Genomic DNA, 14,966 nt, shown 5'->3' on the forward strand with positions numbered 1-14,966 from the left:
TGGCGATCCCGCCGAGTTGAGGGCGCGCGGTCGTCGCTCAGGAGGTGAAGATCTGCGGGCTCGTCTCCTTGACCTTGGCGTTGGCCCAGCGCATCTGGCGGAGCGTGTCGGGGTGGCAGTGGCTCACGAGGTCGAGCAGGTCGCCGTCCCTGGTCGCCTGGGCGATCTGCCCGGCGGTCTCCCAGTCCAGGGAGAGTCCGGCGGCGTCCACGTAGACCTTGCGCAGGTCGTGCAGTAGGGCCAGGGACGCCTCGCTCCGGCGGCCGAGCAGTTCGCCGGTCTTCTCCAGCAGCCGCTGCGTGACGGCGGTGTCGGAGTCCGGTTCGGGATCGAGTTCGACCTCGTACCGCTTGGCGATCTCGGCGAGGCTCCTCACGTGCGCCTGCGACCAGGTGGCCAGGTCGCGGGCGAGGTGGTGGATCTCGTGGTCGGCGGCGTTCCGTTCGGCGATGCGGAGCAGGTGGCGCGCCATCTCGTTCTCGCGGTCGTGCAGGTCGTGCAGCAGAATGCCAAGCTTCATCCACGCTCTCCGGGGGGCTGGTCGGTGGGAGGGCCGGGGCGCTGGTCGGCGAGGGCGGACGCGCCGCCCTCGGTGGGCGCGACGTCGGCGTCGAGAGGAGCCGAGGCGGTGGTGGTCGGCGCGGGGGCGGGGGTGTCCTCGGACCGGACGAGCGTGACCCGCGCGGCGGCCGTCTTGAAGATCGGCTGCTTGGACGCCGGGTCCCAGTCGGTGATCGTCAGCTCGTTCGCCGCCCGCCGGTGCGTGCCGTCGTCCTCGTCCCAGTAGCCGTAGTGGAACGGCAGGAACGCCACGCCGTCGCGGATCTCCGTGACGCGGGCCTTCGCGCGGACCTTCCCGCGCGGGGTGGCCACCTCGACGAGGTCGCCCTCGGACGCGCCGATCTCCGCCGCGTCGGCCGCCGACAGCTCGACCCAGACGTCGGGCGCGGCCCGCTGGAGCTGCGGCGCGCGGCCCGTCCTGGTGCGGGTGTGGAAGTGGTAGAGCGTCCGGCCGGTGATGAGGTGGAGCGGGTGGTCCTCGCTGGTCTGCTCGTGCGGCGTGAGGTAGGCCGCCGCCTTGATGATCGCCTTCCCGGCCGGGTTCATCGCGCGGTACTCGACCGGTTCGACGGGGGCGCCGGTGACCAGGTCGCGGCCGTAGCTCTCGCAGTAGCCGGGGTCGGCGAAGAACTCGCCGCCCGCGTAGAGGCGCTCGGTGCCGTCCGGCCGCCGGTCGTCGCAGGGCCACTGGATCCCGCCGCGTTCCCGCAGCTTGGCGTAGGTGATCCCGGAGTAGTCGCAGGGACGGCCGCGGCTGCACTCCTTCCACGCCTCGAAGGCCGACTCGGGGTCGGTCCAGTGCACCAGCGGGCCGCCGTCCTTGTCCTTCAGCTCCATGCGGGCCGCGAAGTCCAGGAAGATGTCCAGGTCGGAGCGCGCCTCGCCGGGCGGCTCGACGGCCTGCTCGCACAGGTGGACGGTCCGGTCGGCGTTGGTGCACGTTCCGGTCTTCTCACCCCACGCCGCGGCGGGCAGCACGACGTCGGCGAGCTGCGCCGTCTCGGTCAGGAACAGGTCCTGGACGACCACGAACAGGCCCTCGCGGGCCAGGATCGACCGGATCCGCGCCAGCTCGGGCAGCGACACCGCCGGATTGGTGCCGCTGATCCAGAGCATCCGGATCGAGCCCTGCTCGGCGTACCGGAAGATCTGCATCGCGTGCGTCGGCGGCGCGTAGTGCGGGATGCGGTCCGGCTCGATGTTCCAGATCCTCGCCAGTTCGGCGATGTGCTCGTCGTTGGCCCAGTTGCGGAAGGCGGGCAGGTCGCCGTCCGCGCCGCACTCGCGCGTGTTCTGCGCGGTGGGCTGGCCGTTCATCTGGAGCACGCCGCAGCCCGGCCGGCCGAGCATCCCGCGCACCAGGTGCAGGTTGTTGACCTGGACGGCCGCCGCCGTCGCCTGGTGCGACTGGTAGAAGCCCTGCAGCACCGTCGAGGTCAGCCGCTCGGCCGTGCCGAGCAGGCGCGCCGCCTCCCGGATCCGCTCGGCGGGGACGCCGCAGATCTCGGCCGCGCGTTCCGGCGGGTACTCCTTGACGCGCTTCTCCAGCTCGTCGAACCCGACCGTGTGCGCGTCGATGTACCCGCGGTCGATGTGCCCGGCGGAGATGATCTCGTGCAGCAGGCCGTTCATGAGCGCCACGTTCGTGCCCGGACGCGGTGCCAGGTGCAGCGTGGCGGCGCGGGCGACGGGGCTGGGACGCGGGTCCACGCACAGCAGCGCGGGCGGGTTCGGCCCGGCGAGCCGGTCGAGGACCCGCGTCCACAGCACCGCCTGCGTCTCGGCCATGTTGTGGCCGAACAGCGCGATCACGTCGGCGTGGTCGAGATCGGCGTAGGAACCCGGCTGGCCGTCGCTGGCGAACGACTCCTTCAGCGCCGCCGCGGCGGTCGCCGTGCACATCCGGGTGTTGCCGTCCAGGTGGTTGGTGCTGAGGCCGCCGTGGGCGATCACGGCGAGCGTGTAGTACTCCTCGAGCATGAGCTGGCCGGTCGTGTAGAAGCCGAGGGCCGAGGGGCCCTGCTCGTCGAGGAGCTCGCGGGTCCGGCCGGCGATCCGGGACATCGCGGTGTCCCAGTCGGTCTCCACCAGCTCGCCGTTCACCCGCACCAGCGGGCGGGTGAGCCGGTCGTCGGCCGCGCCCGCCTGCCAGCCGAACAGGTCTTTCGGGTCGAGCCGTCCCCGGTTCACCCGGTCGTCGGCCCTGCCCCGCACGCCCACGACGCGCCCGTCGCGGACGGCGATGTCCATCGCGTCGCCGTTGGAGTGCAGCAGCGACACCGCGCGCACCCACCGCTCCACGTCGCGCTCCCCGACGCCGTCCGCCAGACGCGAGTCGACGCGGACCGGCCACTGCTCCCCCGGGCCGTAGGGCGTGCGCGCACCCCACGGGTCGGCGATGGCGTCCCTGCGTTCCACCTGGTCCTCTCCTCGATCAGGCCGCCCGTGTGATCCGTCGGGCGCCGGCGCGGTCCGCCCCGCCGGCGCGGTTCCCGGCGCCGGCGGCGTTCCCGTCGCCGGCGCGGCCGGGTCAGCTCGGCGCGGACGCGCTGATCTGCCCGAGGACCGAGTCCTCGTCCCGCTCGGCGGCCAGGTCGCCGAGGGAGACCACGCCCACGGGCCTGCCGTCCTGGACGACCGGCAGCCGGCGGATCTTCTTCTCGCTCATCAGCCGGATCGCGGCCGACGCGTCGTCGTCCGGGCCCACGCAGACCGGGTCGGCGCTGCAGATCTCCTTGACCGGCAGGGTCTCGGGGTGGCCGGTGCGGCTCAGCCCGCGCACCACCAGGTCGCGGTCGGTGACCAGGCCGATCGTCCCGCCGCCGGAGGTGACCAGCACGCTGCCGATCGCCTGGTCCCGCATGAGCCGGGCGACGGTGCCGAGGTCGGTGTCCGGGGCGACCGTGGTCGCGGGGCCCGTCATGAGGTCGCGCACCTTCTGCGTCATGGTTCCTTCCTCTCCTCTCGGCGTCCCGGTTGGACGCCTCGTCGGCCGTGGCCCTACCCGTGGCCGGGATTTCAACCGTCTTGGCACGATTCGTTCTTCAGTTTTCCGTCAGCTTCCGGAACGAGGGCGGGGACGCCGCGATCACCGGCGGCGACGTCGGCGGGCGACGCGGCGCGGCTCGTTCCCACCGCGGCGCCGATCTGCGTTACTTGGAGTCATGGTGGAGCAGCCCAGCGCGAGCGCGAGCCGAGAACAGATCCGTGAGACCGCCGCCCGGCTGTTCGCCGACCTCGGCTACGACGCCGTCGACCTCAAGCTGATCGCAGACGCCGCCGGCCTCCCGGCCGCCGAGCTGGTCGAGCTGGTGGGCGACAAGACCTCCCTCTACCTCGACGTCTTCACCTGGCTGCACCAGTTGCAGCAGCGCGACCTGGCGGGCGCGCTCCAGGACTTCACCCCCGACACGGCCGGGATCCAGGGCATCTCCGACGCCTTCCTCGACTACTGCCTGAACCACCCCGCGTTCGTCGGGATGTGGATGCACCGCTGGCAGGGCGACGCCGCCGACCTGGACGTCGAGACGCCGTTCGCCAAGCCGATCCTGGCGGCGATGTACGAGGTCATGGCCCCGGCCGTGCAGCCGGGCGTCGATCTGGAGGTGGCGATCTGGAACATGATCTGGAGCGTCCACGGCTTCGTCCAGGTCGGTCTCATCGACCGGGAGGGCCACGTCCACGGCACCGCCGACCCGGCCACCGTGGCCCGCTTCCGCGCCTACCTGCACGACCTGATCGCCCGGTTCACCTGACCGGCGCGCGGGGCCGCGGCGAGACCCTAGATTCGGGTCCGTGCGGATCATCTCTCTGAACGCCTGGGGCGGCGCGATGTTCGACGACCTCGCGCCCTGGCTCGCGGACCGCGGCGCGGACGTCCTCTGCCTCCAGGAAGTGACCCATACCGCGGCCCTCGGCGGGTGGACGCGGTTCGACGACGCCGAGCGGTCCCTGCCGCAGCGGGCCGACCTGCTCGCCGACGTCCGCGCCCTGCTGCCCCGCCACCACGCGCTGTTCACCGCCAGCGACGCGGGACCCGTCCGCGCCGACGGCGGCGCCTCCCACCAGCAGGACTTCGGGCTGGCGACCTTCGTCGGCGAGACGCTGCCGATCGTCGGCCTGCGGACGGCCTTCGTGCACGGCGAGTACGTCGAGTACCGCGACGAATGGCCTCCCGGCGACCGTCCGCGCGCGGCCCAGGCGGTGCGCCTGTTCGACCGCGGATCCGGGCGGTTCGTCACGGTCGTCCAGGTGCACGGGCTCCGCGACCCGAGCGGCAAGGGCGACACCCCGGCCCGCCGGGCGCAGGCGAAGCGGCTCGCCGACCTGGTCACCGGCGCTCGGGAGGACGGCGACCTGACCGTCGTCTGCGGCGACCTCAACCTGCTGCCCGACAGCGAGACGTTCGACATCCTCGCGGGGATCGGCCTGGTCGACCTCGTCCGCGACGCCGACACCAGGACGTCCCGCTACCCCAAGCCGCTGCGCCACGCCAGTTATCTGCTGGTCTCCGACCCGTCCGCGGTCCGGCGGTTCGAGGTCCTCGCCGAGCCGGAGGTGTCCGACCACCGCGCGCTGCTGCTCGAAGTCTGACCGCGCTCAGCCGAGCAGGACGGCCCGCAGCGTCGAACCGGGCGCGATGGCCGTGCTGGCGAGCGGCGCGGTGAAGATCTCGGGATCGTGGTAGACCGGCTGCCCGCCGGGCCTGCGCGTGTAGGCCACGATCCCGAAGTCGAGCCCGTCGGACGCGTCGAAGGCCGTCCAGACGATCGCCTCCTGCTCCCCGTCCCGGAGCGGACGGTTCGACACGGGCCGTCCCCGCAGCGACGCGCCGGGCCCCATGTCGATGATCATGGGCACCGCGATGACCCACCGCCGGGCGCGGATCCGCTCCGCCTGCGCCGCGGCCCGCCGCTCGAACGCCTCGGCCGCCGCGTCGTCCCGCAGGTACCCGTGGTCCGACAGGGTGAGCCGCCGCTCCCCCTCCAGCCCGCAGATCGCCGGGCACCGCCGCGCGGTGACGTTGCGTTCGAGGCGCCCGACGACGTCCAGCAGCAACCCGAGCGTCGCCTCGTTCATCCGCCACCTCTCACACCCCGGACCGTCCCATTCGATCTTGCCGTCTCCGCCGCCTCCGCTCGCCCACCGACACACGCCCGGGTGCGCGGTAAGAGTTGCGCGGTAAGAGTGGTAAGAGTTTCGTCGGACCCGGTCGGTAGGGTCGGCGCATGCACTCCACGCGGATCTCCCGGCGGGTGAAGGCGCCGCGCGCGGTCGTGTACCGCGCGCTTCTGGACGCCGAAGCGGTCGCCAGGTGGCGGGTGCCGGCGGGCATGAGCGCCCGCGTCCACCGCTTCGAGCCGCGCGAGGGCGGCGAGTTCCGCGTCTCGCTCACCTACGACGCGCCGGGCGTTGCGGGCAAGTCCTCCTCGCGGACGGACACCTACCACGGCCGTTTCGCCGAGCTCGTCCCGGACGAGCGCGTCGTCGAGGTGCTGGAGTTCGAGACCGACGACCCGGCGCTGCGCGGGGCGATGACGATGACCACCACGCTGTCCGACGTGGACGGCGGCACCGAGGTCGTCATCGTCCACGAGGGAGTTCCGGACGCGGTCTCCCCCGCCGACAACAAAACCGGCACGCGCATGGCCCTGGACAACCTCGCCGCGCTGGTCGAGTCCTGACCGGAGCCGCCGGTTCACGGCACGATGCGGCCGGCGGTCGTCCAGTCGGTGGTGATGGCGTGCTGCGCGGCGGCGAGGGTGATCTGTCCTGCGCAGAGCGCTTTGTACAGCTTGAACTCGACGGCGTCCTTCGGGTTGGGTGACGCGCCTCGCTCGGGCCACAGGTTCTTGGGGTCGCGGGGCGCGCCGCCGAGGCTCAGCGGAATGAAGTGGTCCTCCTCGTAGGCGGACGGCCTGGTATCGCGGTAGCCGTACTCGACGATCTGCCTCCTCTTCAGCGCGCTGGTGTAACTCGCAGGTGGACGGATCTTCTTCGTGTAGCCCGCTTTGCAGACCGTCGTACGGACGTCGGCCTGGGTGACACCCGGATTGACCGCGCCCGGCGTGCAGTGCGGGTCGGGGCGCGTCGTCGCGGGATCGAGGCTGGACGCGTGGCACTTGCCCCGCTTCGGTGCGACGACGGAGGCGCCGTCCGTGCCGGCCCGGGCCGGCACGGACGAGGTCGATGCGGTTGAAGCCGGGGCGGTTGAAGCCGAGGCGATTGAAGCCGAGGCGGCCTGGACCGAGGCGGCCTGGACCGGTGCGGTCCAGGCCGTCGCGATGAGCGTCGCCGCGCCGAGCGCGGTCAGGACCCTGAAGGTGTGCGGCACGTGAGCCTTCCCGATGGACGAGCCGCCGACCCTCGCGCGGCGGCTGGAACGATCGAGAGCCTCCCCGCCTCCGGGTCACAGGAAGCTGTGCGACGCGTTAAGAGCCGCCTGCGGCGACGCGGGTCAGCGCTTGGGGCATCCCTCGCTGAGGTGCCGGTGGTAGGCCGCCGACTCGCCGTCCTGCGGGCCCGGCGCGTCCGGCTGCACCCAGAGCATGACCTGCCCGGGCGCCCACGGGTCGGCGGTGGTGACGTACCAGGTGCCGGGGATCCGGCCGCGGTCCGCCGTCGTCAGGCCGTAGTCGGTTCCCGCGCGCTTCTCCGTGTAGTGCCATTGGCCGACGTTCACGCCGAACCGCCGCAGGACGGGCATGGCCTGGTCGACGGTGAGCCCGCGGATGTTCGCGCAGTGCAGGGCCTCACCGGGCGCGAAGACGCTGGCGGTGCTCGAATAGCGCTCGCCGGGACGCGCCGCTCGTCCGAACACGATCGCCCCCGTCCCGTGGAAGTCCACGGGGATCCGCATCCCGACCGGGCACGCGCCGCCGCCGCTGTAGCACTTGCCTTTCGCCGCGATGGCCTTGACGCTCGCCGGCATGTCGTCCGACACCACCGTGCCGACCATGGTCGGGGACGCCGGGACCAGCCTCAGCTTGATGTCCATGCCGCGCGCGGCGAACTCCCTGGCGTACCGGGCGGGGTCGGCGAGCGGGTCCTTGACCCGGACGACCAGGTACCGGCCCTCGGTGGAGAACGACAGCGCGGCCGGCTGGGCGCGGGACGAGTCCAGCGGCGCGGGCGTGCCGGATCCGCCCGACGTCCCGGAGAGCGCGAGCGCGGTCACTGCGGCGCCTGCCGTCGCGACCGCGAGGGGAAGGCCGCCGAAAAGCAGCGTCCGGCGGCGCCGGGGACGTCGGGCCGGGGCGTCCGCGACGGCGGTCGCCGTGATGCGGTCGGCGAGGTCCGCCCTGGTCTGCGGACTCACCATGCGGCCCGCCTGCTCGTCGGTCACCGGCGCGAGCCGCTCGATCAGCTCGTCATGGTTCATGCGTGCTCTTCCTTAGTGATCGGCGTCCGGCCCGGGGCCGTCCTCGTGCGGGCATCCCGAACCTCGCGGGCGTCTCGAACCCCGCGGACGTCTCGGACCTCGCGGGCGTCCCGGACCTCGTGGGCGTCCCGGATCTCGCGGGCGTCCCTGACCCCGCGGGCGTCCCTGACCCCGCGGGCGTCCCTGACCCCGCGGGCGTCCCTGACCCCGCGGGCGTCCCTGACCCCGCGGGCGTCCCTGACCCCGCGGGCGTCCCTGACCTCGCGGGGGTCACGGACCTCGCGGGGGTCACGGACCTCGCGGGGGTCACGGATCTCGCGGGCCTGCAGTTCGCGGGCGAACCGTTTGCGCGCGCGGTGGAGCCGGAGCCGCGCGGCGTTGCGGGAGCAGCCGAGGACGACGGCGATCTGCCCGGCGTCCAGCCCCTCCCAGCCGACGAGGGCCAGCAGCTCCCGGTCGTCGTCGGACAGCGCGCGGAACGCGTCCGCGACGGCCCCGTCCTCCCGGTGCGGGTCGGGCGGCGCGACGGCCGCGCGCAGCTCGGCGCGCAGCCGGTCGCCGAGCGCCGTGCGCCGCCGCTCGCCGCGGTGGTGGTTGGCCAGCACCCGCCTCGCCACCCCGTACAGCCAGGGCCGCGCCCGGTCGCCCGGCGGCACCTCGTCCAGCCGCCGCCAGGCGACCAGGAACGTCTCGGCGAGGACGTCGGCGGCGTCATGGCCGTCGCCCGTCCGGCGCAGGACGTACCCGAGCACCGGATCGTGGCAGGCGGCGTAGATCTCCTCGAACCGCCGTCTTCTGTCGTCAGGGGGCCGCAAGCCCTCTCCTCCCGGTCGTTCGCCCGGCGGGCGCGCGTCGCGCCGGCCGGGCGTGTCCGCCCTTGTCCCCCTGAACGTGTCCGGACGGCGCGTGGCATTTCACCGGAGGACGAGCTTGCGGCCGCGGCCGGGAGCGGCACTATCCGGGCAGGTGTCCCGTGTAGGTCGTGGACCAGCGCAGACCGGCTGTCAGAGGCGCATGCGGACCGACCCTAGTGATCATCACCGACGGCGGACGGACATCGCGGGCCTGACCGAAAATGCCGACCGGGCGGAACGATTACGGCATGGTCGGCGTTGGAGATCTTGGTTCCAGCACGCCCTCGACCGTTGAAGGACGGCCCATGCCGGAGCAGGCACCCCCGGGGATCGACACCAGCGTCGCCACGGCCGCGCGGATGTACGACTACTACCTGGGCGGCAAGGACAACTTCGCCGTGGACCGGGAGGCCGCCGAGCGCGTCCTGGCCGCCGCGCCCGAGGTGCGGCCGATCGCCGTGGAGAACCGGCGGTTCCTGCAGCGCGGCGTCCGTTACCTGGCCGAGCAGGGCGTCACGCAGTTCCTCGACATCGGCACCGGGCTGCCCACGCAGGGCAACGTGCACCAGATCGCGCAGGAGCACGACCCGACGGCGCGTGTCGTCTATGTGGACAACGATCCGATCGTCCTCGTGCACGCGCGGGCGCTGCTGAGCACCGACTCGGCGACCCGGGTCGTCACCGCCGACCTGCGCGACCCGGACGAGGTGCTGGACGCGGCGGCCGGGCTGCTCGACCTGTCGCGCCCGTTCGCGCTGCTGATGGCGGCCGTCCTGCACTTCGTCCCGGACGAGGACCGCCCGCACGAGCTCGTCGCCCGCTACCGCGACGTGCTGCCCTCCGGCAGCCATCTGCTCCTCTCGCACGTCACCGGCGACACGCGGCCGCAGTCGTCGGCGGGAGCCGCCGCCGCGTACCGGAACACCCGCAATCCGGCGACGCTCCGCACGGTCGAGCAGATCGCCGCCTTCTTCGGCGACTTCGCGCTGGTCGAGCCGGGTCTGGTGCCCGTCCCGGAGTGGCGTCCCGACACGCCCGCGCCGTCCGAGCACGAGAACATCTGGATGTACGGCGGGGTGGGACGCAAGCCCTGACGCCCCGGGTCCGGGGGCGACGCCGACCGGTCAGTCGGTCGCGGGACGGTACGTGCGCAGCAGGTACGTCGCCACGACCTTGAGCGCAGCCGTGAGCGGCAGCGCGATGACCGCGCCGACGAAGCCCCCGACGCTGACGCCGAACAGGGCGCTGACGAACACCGCGACCGGGGACAGCTCGACCGCCTTCGAGAACACCCTCGGCGCGATCAGGTAGTTCTCCACGTGCTGGTAGACGAGGAAGAACACCAGCGTGGCGACCGCGACGCCGAGCGACTCGCCCAGCGCGGTCAGCGTGCAGATCACCGCGCCGAGCGTCGCCCCGATCTGCGGGATGAAGTCGCAGATCCCGACCACGACCGCCAGCAGGGACGGGTACGGCACTCCGGCGATCTTGAGGAAGGCGTAGGCGGCGGCCCCGGCGAGGATCGAGATGCACGCCTGCCCGGTGACGTAGCCGCCGACCTTCCCCAGCGACTCGTGCGCGACCGCGATCCGCTCGGGGTCGCGCAGGGCGCGTTCCAGCCGGGCGAGCATTCGCGGCCAGGCCAGCAGGAAATAGATCATCAGGATGAACGTCGTCGCCGTCATCGCCGCCGCGGACGCGACCCCCTTGACGATCCCGAACACGGCCTTCGCCGAGCCGCCGATCACCTTCGGCAGCTCCTTCACGGCGTCCTGGAGGTGCTGGCGCAGCTCCCTCTGGTCGAGGGCGGAACCGAGCGGGCCGCCCTTGGCGGAGATCCGGTCGAACAGGCCGGGCAGCTCGCCCGCGAGCTGGCGGAGCTCGGTCACGGCGGGACGCAGCACGATGGCCAGCAGCAACGCCAGCACGACGAGCAGCGCCGTCACCAGCAGGAGCACGGCGAGGCCGCGTCGCGGCACGACCCGCTGGATCCGGCGCACGACCGGATCGAGCCCGGCGGCGAGGAACAGGCCGAGGAAGACGGTGACGCAGACCGTCCGCGCCGTCCAGAGCAGGGCGAGGACGGCGAACAGCGCGAGGATCGCCCCGGTCACCTTCACGTAGTGCAGGACGGGCGGACCGATCACCCGGACGGCGACCGGCTCGCCGCCGCGGTGTTCGTCGTCGTTCCGCATCCGAAGCCCGCTCCCCCGTCCGCCCGTCAAGACCGGCGCTCGCGCCGATCCCGCACCCACGGCACGCAGCATCTCCCCTGCGGCCCGGCGGACGCCCCGCGGAACCGCGGCCTTTACGTTCTCCCCGCCGCCCGCCGTCACTTCTTTTGCCGCCGCCGTCCGCCGCCGTCCGCCGCCGTCCGCCGGTGCGCCCGGCCGCGGCCTCCGCGGGACGGACGCGGTGGAACATTCGTTCAATCCTTTGGTCCGCCGCGGCGGGACAGTCGGTGCATGAGTCCTTCCGACAGCAAGCCGCACCTGGACGGTGACGGCCTCCACGTGCGCCAGGACGGTCCGCGCGAAGCGCCCGTCCTGCTGCTCATCCACGGCTCCGCGTCCTCGGTCCGCTCGTGGGACGCGCTGGTCCCGCTGCTGGCCGCGTCCTACCGCGTCATCCGGGTCGATCTGCTCGGCCACGGACGGTCCCCGAAACCCGACGACCTGAGTTACGCGGTTCCGGAACAGGCGCGCCGCGTCGGCGAGACGCTCGACCGGCTCGGAGTCCGGAGCGCGGTCGTGGTGGGCCACTCCAGCGGCGGCGCGACCGCCACAGCGCTGGCCGAAAGGCGTCCCGACCTGGTCAGGGCGCTCGTGCTCGTCAACAGCGGGCCCGGCCTGCACGCCTACATCGCGCCGCCGATGGCCATCGAGCCGTCGCAGTGGCCTGATCTGACCGACGAGCAGCTTCGTGAGTTCGCGAGCTCCGCGTTCAGCCGCGCGGGGTACACGATCCCTCGCGAGCTGCTCGACGAGGTCCGCGAAATGACCTTCCATTCGCTCGTGAGCACGATGCAGGGGACGAGCGAGTACCTGACCGAGAAGGCGCTTCCGGATCGCTTGGCGTGCCTTGGCAAGCCGCTGCTCGTCATCTTCGGCGAGGACGATCGGCGGTGGCGTCCGTCGTCCGCCGCCGAGTACGGGATCGTTCCGGACGCCAGAATCGTGATGCTGCCGGGCATCGGACATTCGCCGATGCTGGAGGACCCACCGAGCACCGCCGCGCAGATCTCGTCCTTCGTCGAGGACGTCGTGCGATGAGCTGACATACGGCGGCGGAATTTGTCATCCGCTGCGCGAGCTCCGGCCCGGGCCTGGTTCCGGATCTCATATAGACATTAGCGTCTGCATGAGACTCGCCCGAGCGGACGGGCCGGGCTCCGCAGCGGAAGGTGAACCAGATGAGCGCACGAGCACGCGTCACCCGGACCTCGTCGAAGCGCCGGCTTCGCCGACTCGCCGTCGCCGCCGCGACGGCCTGCGCGGCGGTGCTCGCCGTCCAGGGGCATGCGGGGCCGGCGGCGGCGGAGGACGACTACCCGGTGGGCGACCTGTCCACGGCGGTCAGCAACTTCTTCCTCAGCCCGGACACCGTCCCCGGCGCGAACATCTGGACCTGCAAACCGTCCGCCGCCCATCCGTACCCGGTCGTGATCGTGCACGGGACGACGTCCAACTTCGGCTCGTCCGGCGCGATGCTGGGCCCGGCCCTCGCCAACGCCGGGTACTGCGTCTACGGCTTCAACTACGGCGCGAACGCCTTCACGCTCGGCCACCTGTACGGGCTCGGCGACGTCGCGCAGTCGGCGCGGACGATGAGCGCGTTCGTCGAGCGGGTGCTCGCCTCGACCGGCGCGTCCAAGGTGGACGTGATCGGCGGCTCGCAGGGCGGCATGATGCCGAACTACTACATCAAGCGGCTCGGCGGCGCGGCGAGGGTCCGCACGATGATCGGGCTGTCGCCGACCAACCACGGCACGACCATGCAGGGCCTGGTCAACCTCGGCCGCACCCTGCACGTCCTCGGGCTGGTCAACGACTTCTACGAGCTCGTCGACTCGCCCGCCTACGTCCAGCAGGAGGACGGCTCGGACTTCCAGCAGGCGCTGTTCGCCGATGGCGACACCGTTCCGGGCGTCCGTTACCTGACCCTGGCGACCACGCACGACACGACCGTCACTCCGATGGCGAACTCGTTCCTCTACGGCGGCGACACGGCCAACATCACCGTCCAGGACCTCTGCCCGGACGATCCGGCGGGCCACACCGGCATGTCGTTCGACGGCCCGGTCAAGCAGATCATCCTCAACGCCCTGGGACCGAACACTCCGGGCTTCACGCCCGCCTGCACCGGCTACGGTCCCAACCTCTGACGGCGCTCAGCCCTGGACCACCCCGCACGCGGAGTCCGCGTCCGGACGCCGGCGGAATGGCTCTTCCACGACCTCGGAGCGCCGCGCCTCGCTCGCCACCTCGTGCACCGGCTCGTGCACCGGCTCGTGCACCGGCTCGCTCGTCCGCCGAGCGTGCTCCCGCTCGGTCGAATCCCCGGTCGGACGCCCGCTCCGCTCCTTGTCTCGTTCTTCGCTCCGCTGCTCGCGCAGCGCGTGGAGCAGCACGAGCGAGTACTGCTTCATGAAGCCCATCGCGGCCCCCCCTGTCATGACTCTGTCCATCCACGACGGCAAGGGGCCGCCATCATGTATCGGCCGCACCCTGGTCACCCGTTCACGCCCGCGCCGCCTCGCGCCCCCGCCCCTATTCGATCATGAAAACGCGCGGTCCCGTTCCGCGGTTCCCCGCGCGGCCGCGACCGGCTCGGTCGTGTCATGGTCTCGTGGAACGGGCCGTAGGGCGCCGGTGCCTATGGGACGCACACCGGGAAGCGCGTCCAGCCGGACCCGCCCGCACGGCGAACTCCGTGCGGGCGGGTCGGCGCTGACCGGTCAGCGCTCCTTGCGGCCCTTCAGCCGGTACGCCTGGCGCTGCGCGCGGGTGATCGCCTTCCAGCGGCCGGCCCGTTCGGCGCGGAGCCGGGCGTCGGTGCGGGCGGCGATCCAGTCGTTCTCGCGCAGCAGCTTGCGGTAGCTGTCGAGGCGGCGGCGCGGCAGGTCGCCGGCGCCGATCGCCTCCTGGACGGCGCAGCCGGGTTCGGTGTCGTGGGCGCAGTCGGCGAACCGGCACCGGGCGGCGAGCTCCTCGACGTCGGCGAAGGTCCGCTCGACGCCGCGTCCGGCGTCGAACAGGCCGATGCCGCGCAGGCCGGGAGTGTCGATCAGCACGCCGCCGCCGGGCAGCGGCAGCAGTTCGCGCCGGACGGTGGTGTGCCGCCCCTTGCCGTCGACCGCCCGGACGGCGCCGGTGGCGAGCCGTTCCTCGCCGAGCAGGGCGTTGCCGAGCGTGGACTTGCCCGCGCCGGACGGCCCGACCAGGACGACCGTCCCGGCGAGTTCGGCGGTCGCGGCGTCCACGCCGGTGCCGTCGGCCGCGCTGACGGCCAGCACCGTCGCGCCGGGCGCGGCCGAGGCGACCTCGGCGCGCAGCCGTTCGGGGTCGTCCACGAGGTCGGCCTTGGTGAGGACGACCACGGGCACCGCGCCGCTGTCCCAGGCGAGGGCGAGGAGCCGCTCGACGCGGGCGAGGTCGGGGCCGCCGGTCAGCGGGCACACGACGGCCACGGTGTCGACGTTCGCGGCGAGCACCTGCCCGCGCGAGTCGCCCGACGCCGAGGCCCGGACGATCGCCGTGCGGCGCGGCAGCAGCTCCGCCACGACCGGCGGCTCACCGGGCCGGACGGCCGCCCAGTCACCGGTCACCGGCGCCATGGCGGACCTGTCGGACCCGGCGGGCCCGGCGTCCGGACGGGAGAGGGAACGGACGTCGGCGCGCAGCACGCCGTCGCCGGTCGCCACGTCGGCGAGACCGCGGTCGACGGCGATGACGCGTCCGGGGACGAGGCCCGCTTCGCGGTGCGGCGCGAACGCGGCGTCGAGACGGTCGTCCCAGCCGTAGGCGGACAGGGACGTGAAAGATCCAGAGGACACTGGAGGAAACCCTTGTCGTCAGGGGCCCGCCGCCGGTGCTCCGGTCCGTTCGGACGAGGTCAGCGGCGGGTCGGGGGAAGGTGAGAGGCCGAGGTGCCGCGCGCGGCGGCGACCG

General features: G+C 72.9%; 16 protein-coding genes. 6 read left to right on the forward strand and 10 right to left on the reverse strand.

Features of this window, described 5'->3' with window-relative positions; all coding sequences use genetic code 11:
• Window positions 1-37: 37 nt before the first annotated feature.
• From ACFPCY_RS09965 to ACFPCY_RS09975, 3 genes are all read right to left on the reverse strand, one after another.
• Window positions 38-520, reverse strand: coding sequence for a hypothetical protein (locus tag ACFPCY_RS09965; protein WP_378253561.1), 483 nt, complete (start codon window positions 518-520; stop codon window positions 38-40).
• Window positions 517-2,979 carry a molybdopterin oxidoreductase family protein gene (locus tag ACFPCY_RS09970; protein ID WP_378253563.1) on the reverse strand — a complete coding sequence of 821 codons (2,463 nt, stop codon included), beginning with the start codon at window positions 2,977-2,979 and terminating at the stop codon, window positions 517-519. Before ACFPCY_RS09970 ends, ACFPCY_RS09965 begins: the two co-directional genes overlap by 4 nt.
• 112 nt (window positions 2,980-3,091) lie before the next feature.
• Window positions 3,092-3,508 (reverse strand): CBS domain-containing protein, encoded by a 417-nt coding sequence (locus tag ACFPCY_RS09975; protein WP_378253565.1) that lies wholly within the window; start codon window positions 3,506-3,508, stop codon window positions 3,092-3,094.
• A 217-nt stretch (window positions 3,509-3,725) separates the two neighbouring features.
• Here ACFPCY_RS09975 and ACFPCY_RS09980 point away from each other — a divergent pair, with 217 nt between their 5' ends.
• Window positions 3,726-4,316: a TetR/AcrR family transcriptional regulator gene (locus ACFPCY_RS09980; protein ID WP_378253567.1), complete on the forward strand. Its 591-nt coding sequence runs from the start codon at window positions 3,726-3,728 to the stop codon at window positions 4,314-4,316.
• Between the two features lie 40 nt (window positions 4,317-4,356).
• Complete coding sequence (locus ACFPCY_RS09985; protein ID WP_378253569.1) at window positions 4,357-5,154, forward strand: endonuclease/exonuclease/phosphatase family protein; 798 nt, start codon at window positions 4,357-4,359, stop codon at window positions 5,152-5,154.
• Window positions 5,155-5,160: 6 nt separating this feature from the next.
• On the opposite strand, the gene ACFPCY_RS09990 is transcribed toward ACFPCY_RS09985, so the two are convergent.
• The gene (locus ACFPCY_RS09990; protein ID WP_378253571.1) at window positions 5,161-5,640 is read right to left on the reverse strand and encodes a hypothetical protein; all 480 of its coding nucleotides are present in this window, start codon (window positions 5,638-5,640) and stop codon (window positions 5,161-5,163) included.
• A 149-nt stretch (window positions 5,641-5,789) separates the two neighbouring features.
• Here ACFPCY_RS09990 and ACFPCY_RS09995 point away from each other — a divergent pair, with 149 nt between their 5' ends.
• A complete protein-coding gene (locus ACFPCY_RS09995) occupies window positions 5,790-6,245 on the forward strand; it encodes an SRPBCC family protein (protein WP_378253573.1) in 456 nt (151 codons plus the stop codon).
• Window positions 6,246-6,259: 14 nt separating this feature from the next.
• On the opposite strand, the gene ACFPCY_RS10000 is transcribed toward ACFPCY_RS09995, so the two are convergent.
• The 3 genes from ACFPCY_RS10000 to ACFPCY_RS10010 all read right to left on the reverse strand — a co-directional run bounded on the left by ACFPCY_RS10000 (window position 6,260) and on the right by ACFPCY_RS10010 (window position 8,757).
• Window positions 6,260-6,895, reverse strand: coding sequence for a hypothetical protein (locus tag ACFPCY_RS10000; RefSeq protein ID WP_378253575.1), 636 nt, complete (start codon window positions 6,893-6,895; stop codon window positions 6,260-6,262).
• A gap of 123 nt (window positions 6,896-7,018) precedes the next feature.
• Window positions 7,019-7,942, reverse strand: a complete 924-nt coding sequence (locus ACFPCY_RS10005) for a hypothetical protein (RefSeq protein WP_378253576.1) — start codon at window positions 7,940-7,942, stop codon at window positions 7,019-7,021.
• The gene (locus ACFPCY_RS10010) at window positions 7,939-8,757 is read right to left on the reverse strand and encodes an RNA polymerase sigma factor (RefSeq protein ID WP_378253578.1); all 819 of its coding nucleotides are present in this window, start codon (window positions 8,755-8,757) and stop codon (window positions 7,939-7,941) included. Before ACFPCY_RS10010 ends, ACFPCY_RS10005 begins: the two co-directional genes overlap by 4 nt.
• A gap of 344 nt (window positions 8,758-9,101) precedes the next feature.
• Here ACFPCY_RS10010 and ACFPCY_RS10015 point away from each other — a divergent pair, with 344 nt between their 5' ends.
• Entirely contained in the window at window positions 9,102-9,890 is a 789-nt protein-coding gene (locus ACFPCY_RS10015) for an SAM-dependent methyltransferase (protein WP_378253580.1), read from the forward strand.
• 30 nt (window positions 9,891-9,920) lie between these two features.
• Here the strand turns inward: ACFPCY_RS10015 and ACFPCY_RS10020 are convergent, their stop codons facing one another.
• A complete protein-coding gene (locus ACFPCY_RS10020) occupies window positions 9,921-10,991 on the reverse strand; it encodes an AI-2E family transporter (RefSeq protein WP_378253582.1) in 1,071 nt (356 codons plus the stop codon).
• Window positions 10,992-11,261: 270 nt separating this feature from the next.
• On the opposite strand from ACFPCY_RS10020, the gene ACFPCY_RS10025 reads away from it, so the two are divergent.
• On the forward strand, window positions 11,262-12,068 hold the full coding sequence (locus ACFPCY_RS10025) for an alpha/beta fold hydrolase (protein WP_378253584.1): 807 nt from the start codon (window positions 11,262-11,264) through the stop codon (window positions 12,066-12,068).
• A gap of 140 nt (window positions 12,069-12,208) precedes the next feature.
• Window positions 12,209-13,180, forward strand: a complete 972-nt coding sequence (locus ACFPCY_RS10030) for an esterase/lipase family protein (protein ID WP_378253586.1) — start codon at window positions 12,209-12,211, stop codon at window positions 13,178-13,180.
• A gap of 6 nt (window positions 13,181-13,186) precedes the next feature.
• Here the strand turns inward: ACFPCY_RS10030 and ACFPCY_RS10035 are convergent, their stop codons facing one another.
• Together ACFPCY_RS10035 and rsgA are read right to left on the reverse strand one after the other, a co-directional pair.
• Complete coding sequence (locus ACFPCY_RS10035; protein WP_378253588.1) at window positions 13,187-13,471, reverse strand: hypothetical protein; 285 nt, start codon at window positions 13,469-13,471, stop codon at window positions 13,187-13,189.
• Window positions 13,472-13,753: 282 nt separating this feature from the next.
• Window positions 13,754-14,851, reverse strand: a complete 1,098-nt coding sequence (gene rsgA / locus ACFPCY_RS10040; RefSeq protein WP_378253590.1) for a ribosome small subunit-dependent GTPase A — start codon at window positions 14,849-14,851, stop codon at window positions 13,754-13,756.
• Window positions 14,852-14,966: the final 115 nt, after the last annotated feature.

Origin of the sequence: Actinomadura gamaensis, assembly GCF_042652125.1 — a bacterium.
In the GTDB taxonomy this organism is placed as follows: domain Bacteria; phylum Actinomycetota; class Actinomycetes; order Streptosporangiales; family Streptosporangiaceae; genus Spirillospora; species Spirillospora gamaensis.

Coding starts and splice junctions, on each gene's coding strand:
- ACFPCY_RS09965 (WP_378253561.1), bottom strand. CDS start 520: ATGAAGCTTGGCATTCTGCTGCACGACCTGCACGACCGCGAGAACGAG.
- ACFPCY_RS09975 (WP_378253565.1), bottom strand. CDS start 3,508: ATGACGCAGAAGGTGCGCGACCTCATGACGGGCCCCGCGACCACGGTC.
- ACFPCY_RS09980 (WP_378253567.1), top strand. CDS start 3,726: ATGGTGGAGCAGCCCAGCGCGAGCGCGAGCCGAGAACAGATCCGTGAG.
- ACFPCY_RS09990 (WP_378253571.1), bottom strand. CDS start 5,640: ATGAACGAGGCGACGCTCGGGTTGCTGCTGGACGTCGTCGGGCGCCTC.
- ACFPCY_RS09995 (WP_378253573.1), top strand. CDS start 5,790: ATGCACTCCACGCGGATCTCCCGGCGGGTGAAGGCGCCGCGCGCGGTC.
- ACFPCY_RS10005 (WP_378253576.1), bottom strand. CDS start 7,942: ATGAACCATGACGAGCTGATCGAGCGGCTCGCGCCGGTGACCGACGAG.
- ACFPCY_RS10015 (WP_378253580.1), top strand. CDS start 9,102: ATGCCGGAGCAGGCACCCCCGGGGATCGACACCAGCGTCGCCACGGCC.
- ACFPCY_RS10020 (WP_378253582.1), bottom strand. CDS start 10,991: ATGCGGAACGACGACGAACACCGCGGCGGCGAGCCGGTCGCCGTCCGG.
- ACFPCY_RS10025 (WP_378253584.1), top strand. CDS start 11,262: ATGAGTCCTTCCGACAGCAAGCCGCACCTGGACGGTGACGGCCTCCAC.
- ACFPCY_RS10030 (WP_378253586.1), top strand. CDS start 12,209: ATGAGCGCACGAGCACGCGTCACCCGGACCTCGTCGAAGCGCCGGCTT.
- ACFPCY_RS10035 (WP_378253588.1), bottom strand. CDS start 13,471: ATGACAGGGGGGGCCGCGATGGGCTTCATGAAGCAGTACTCGCTCGTG.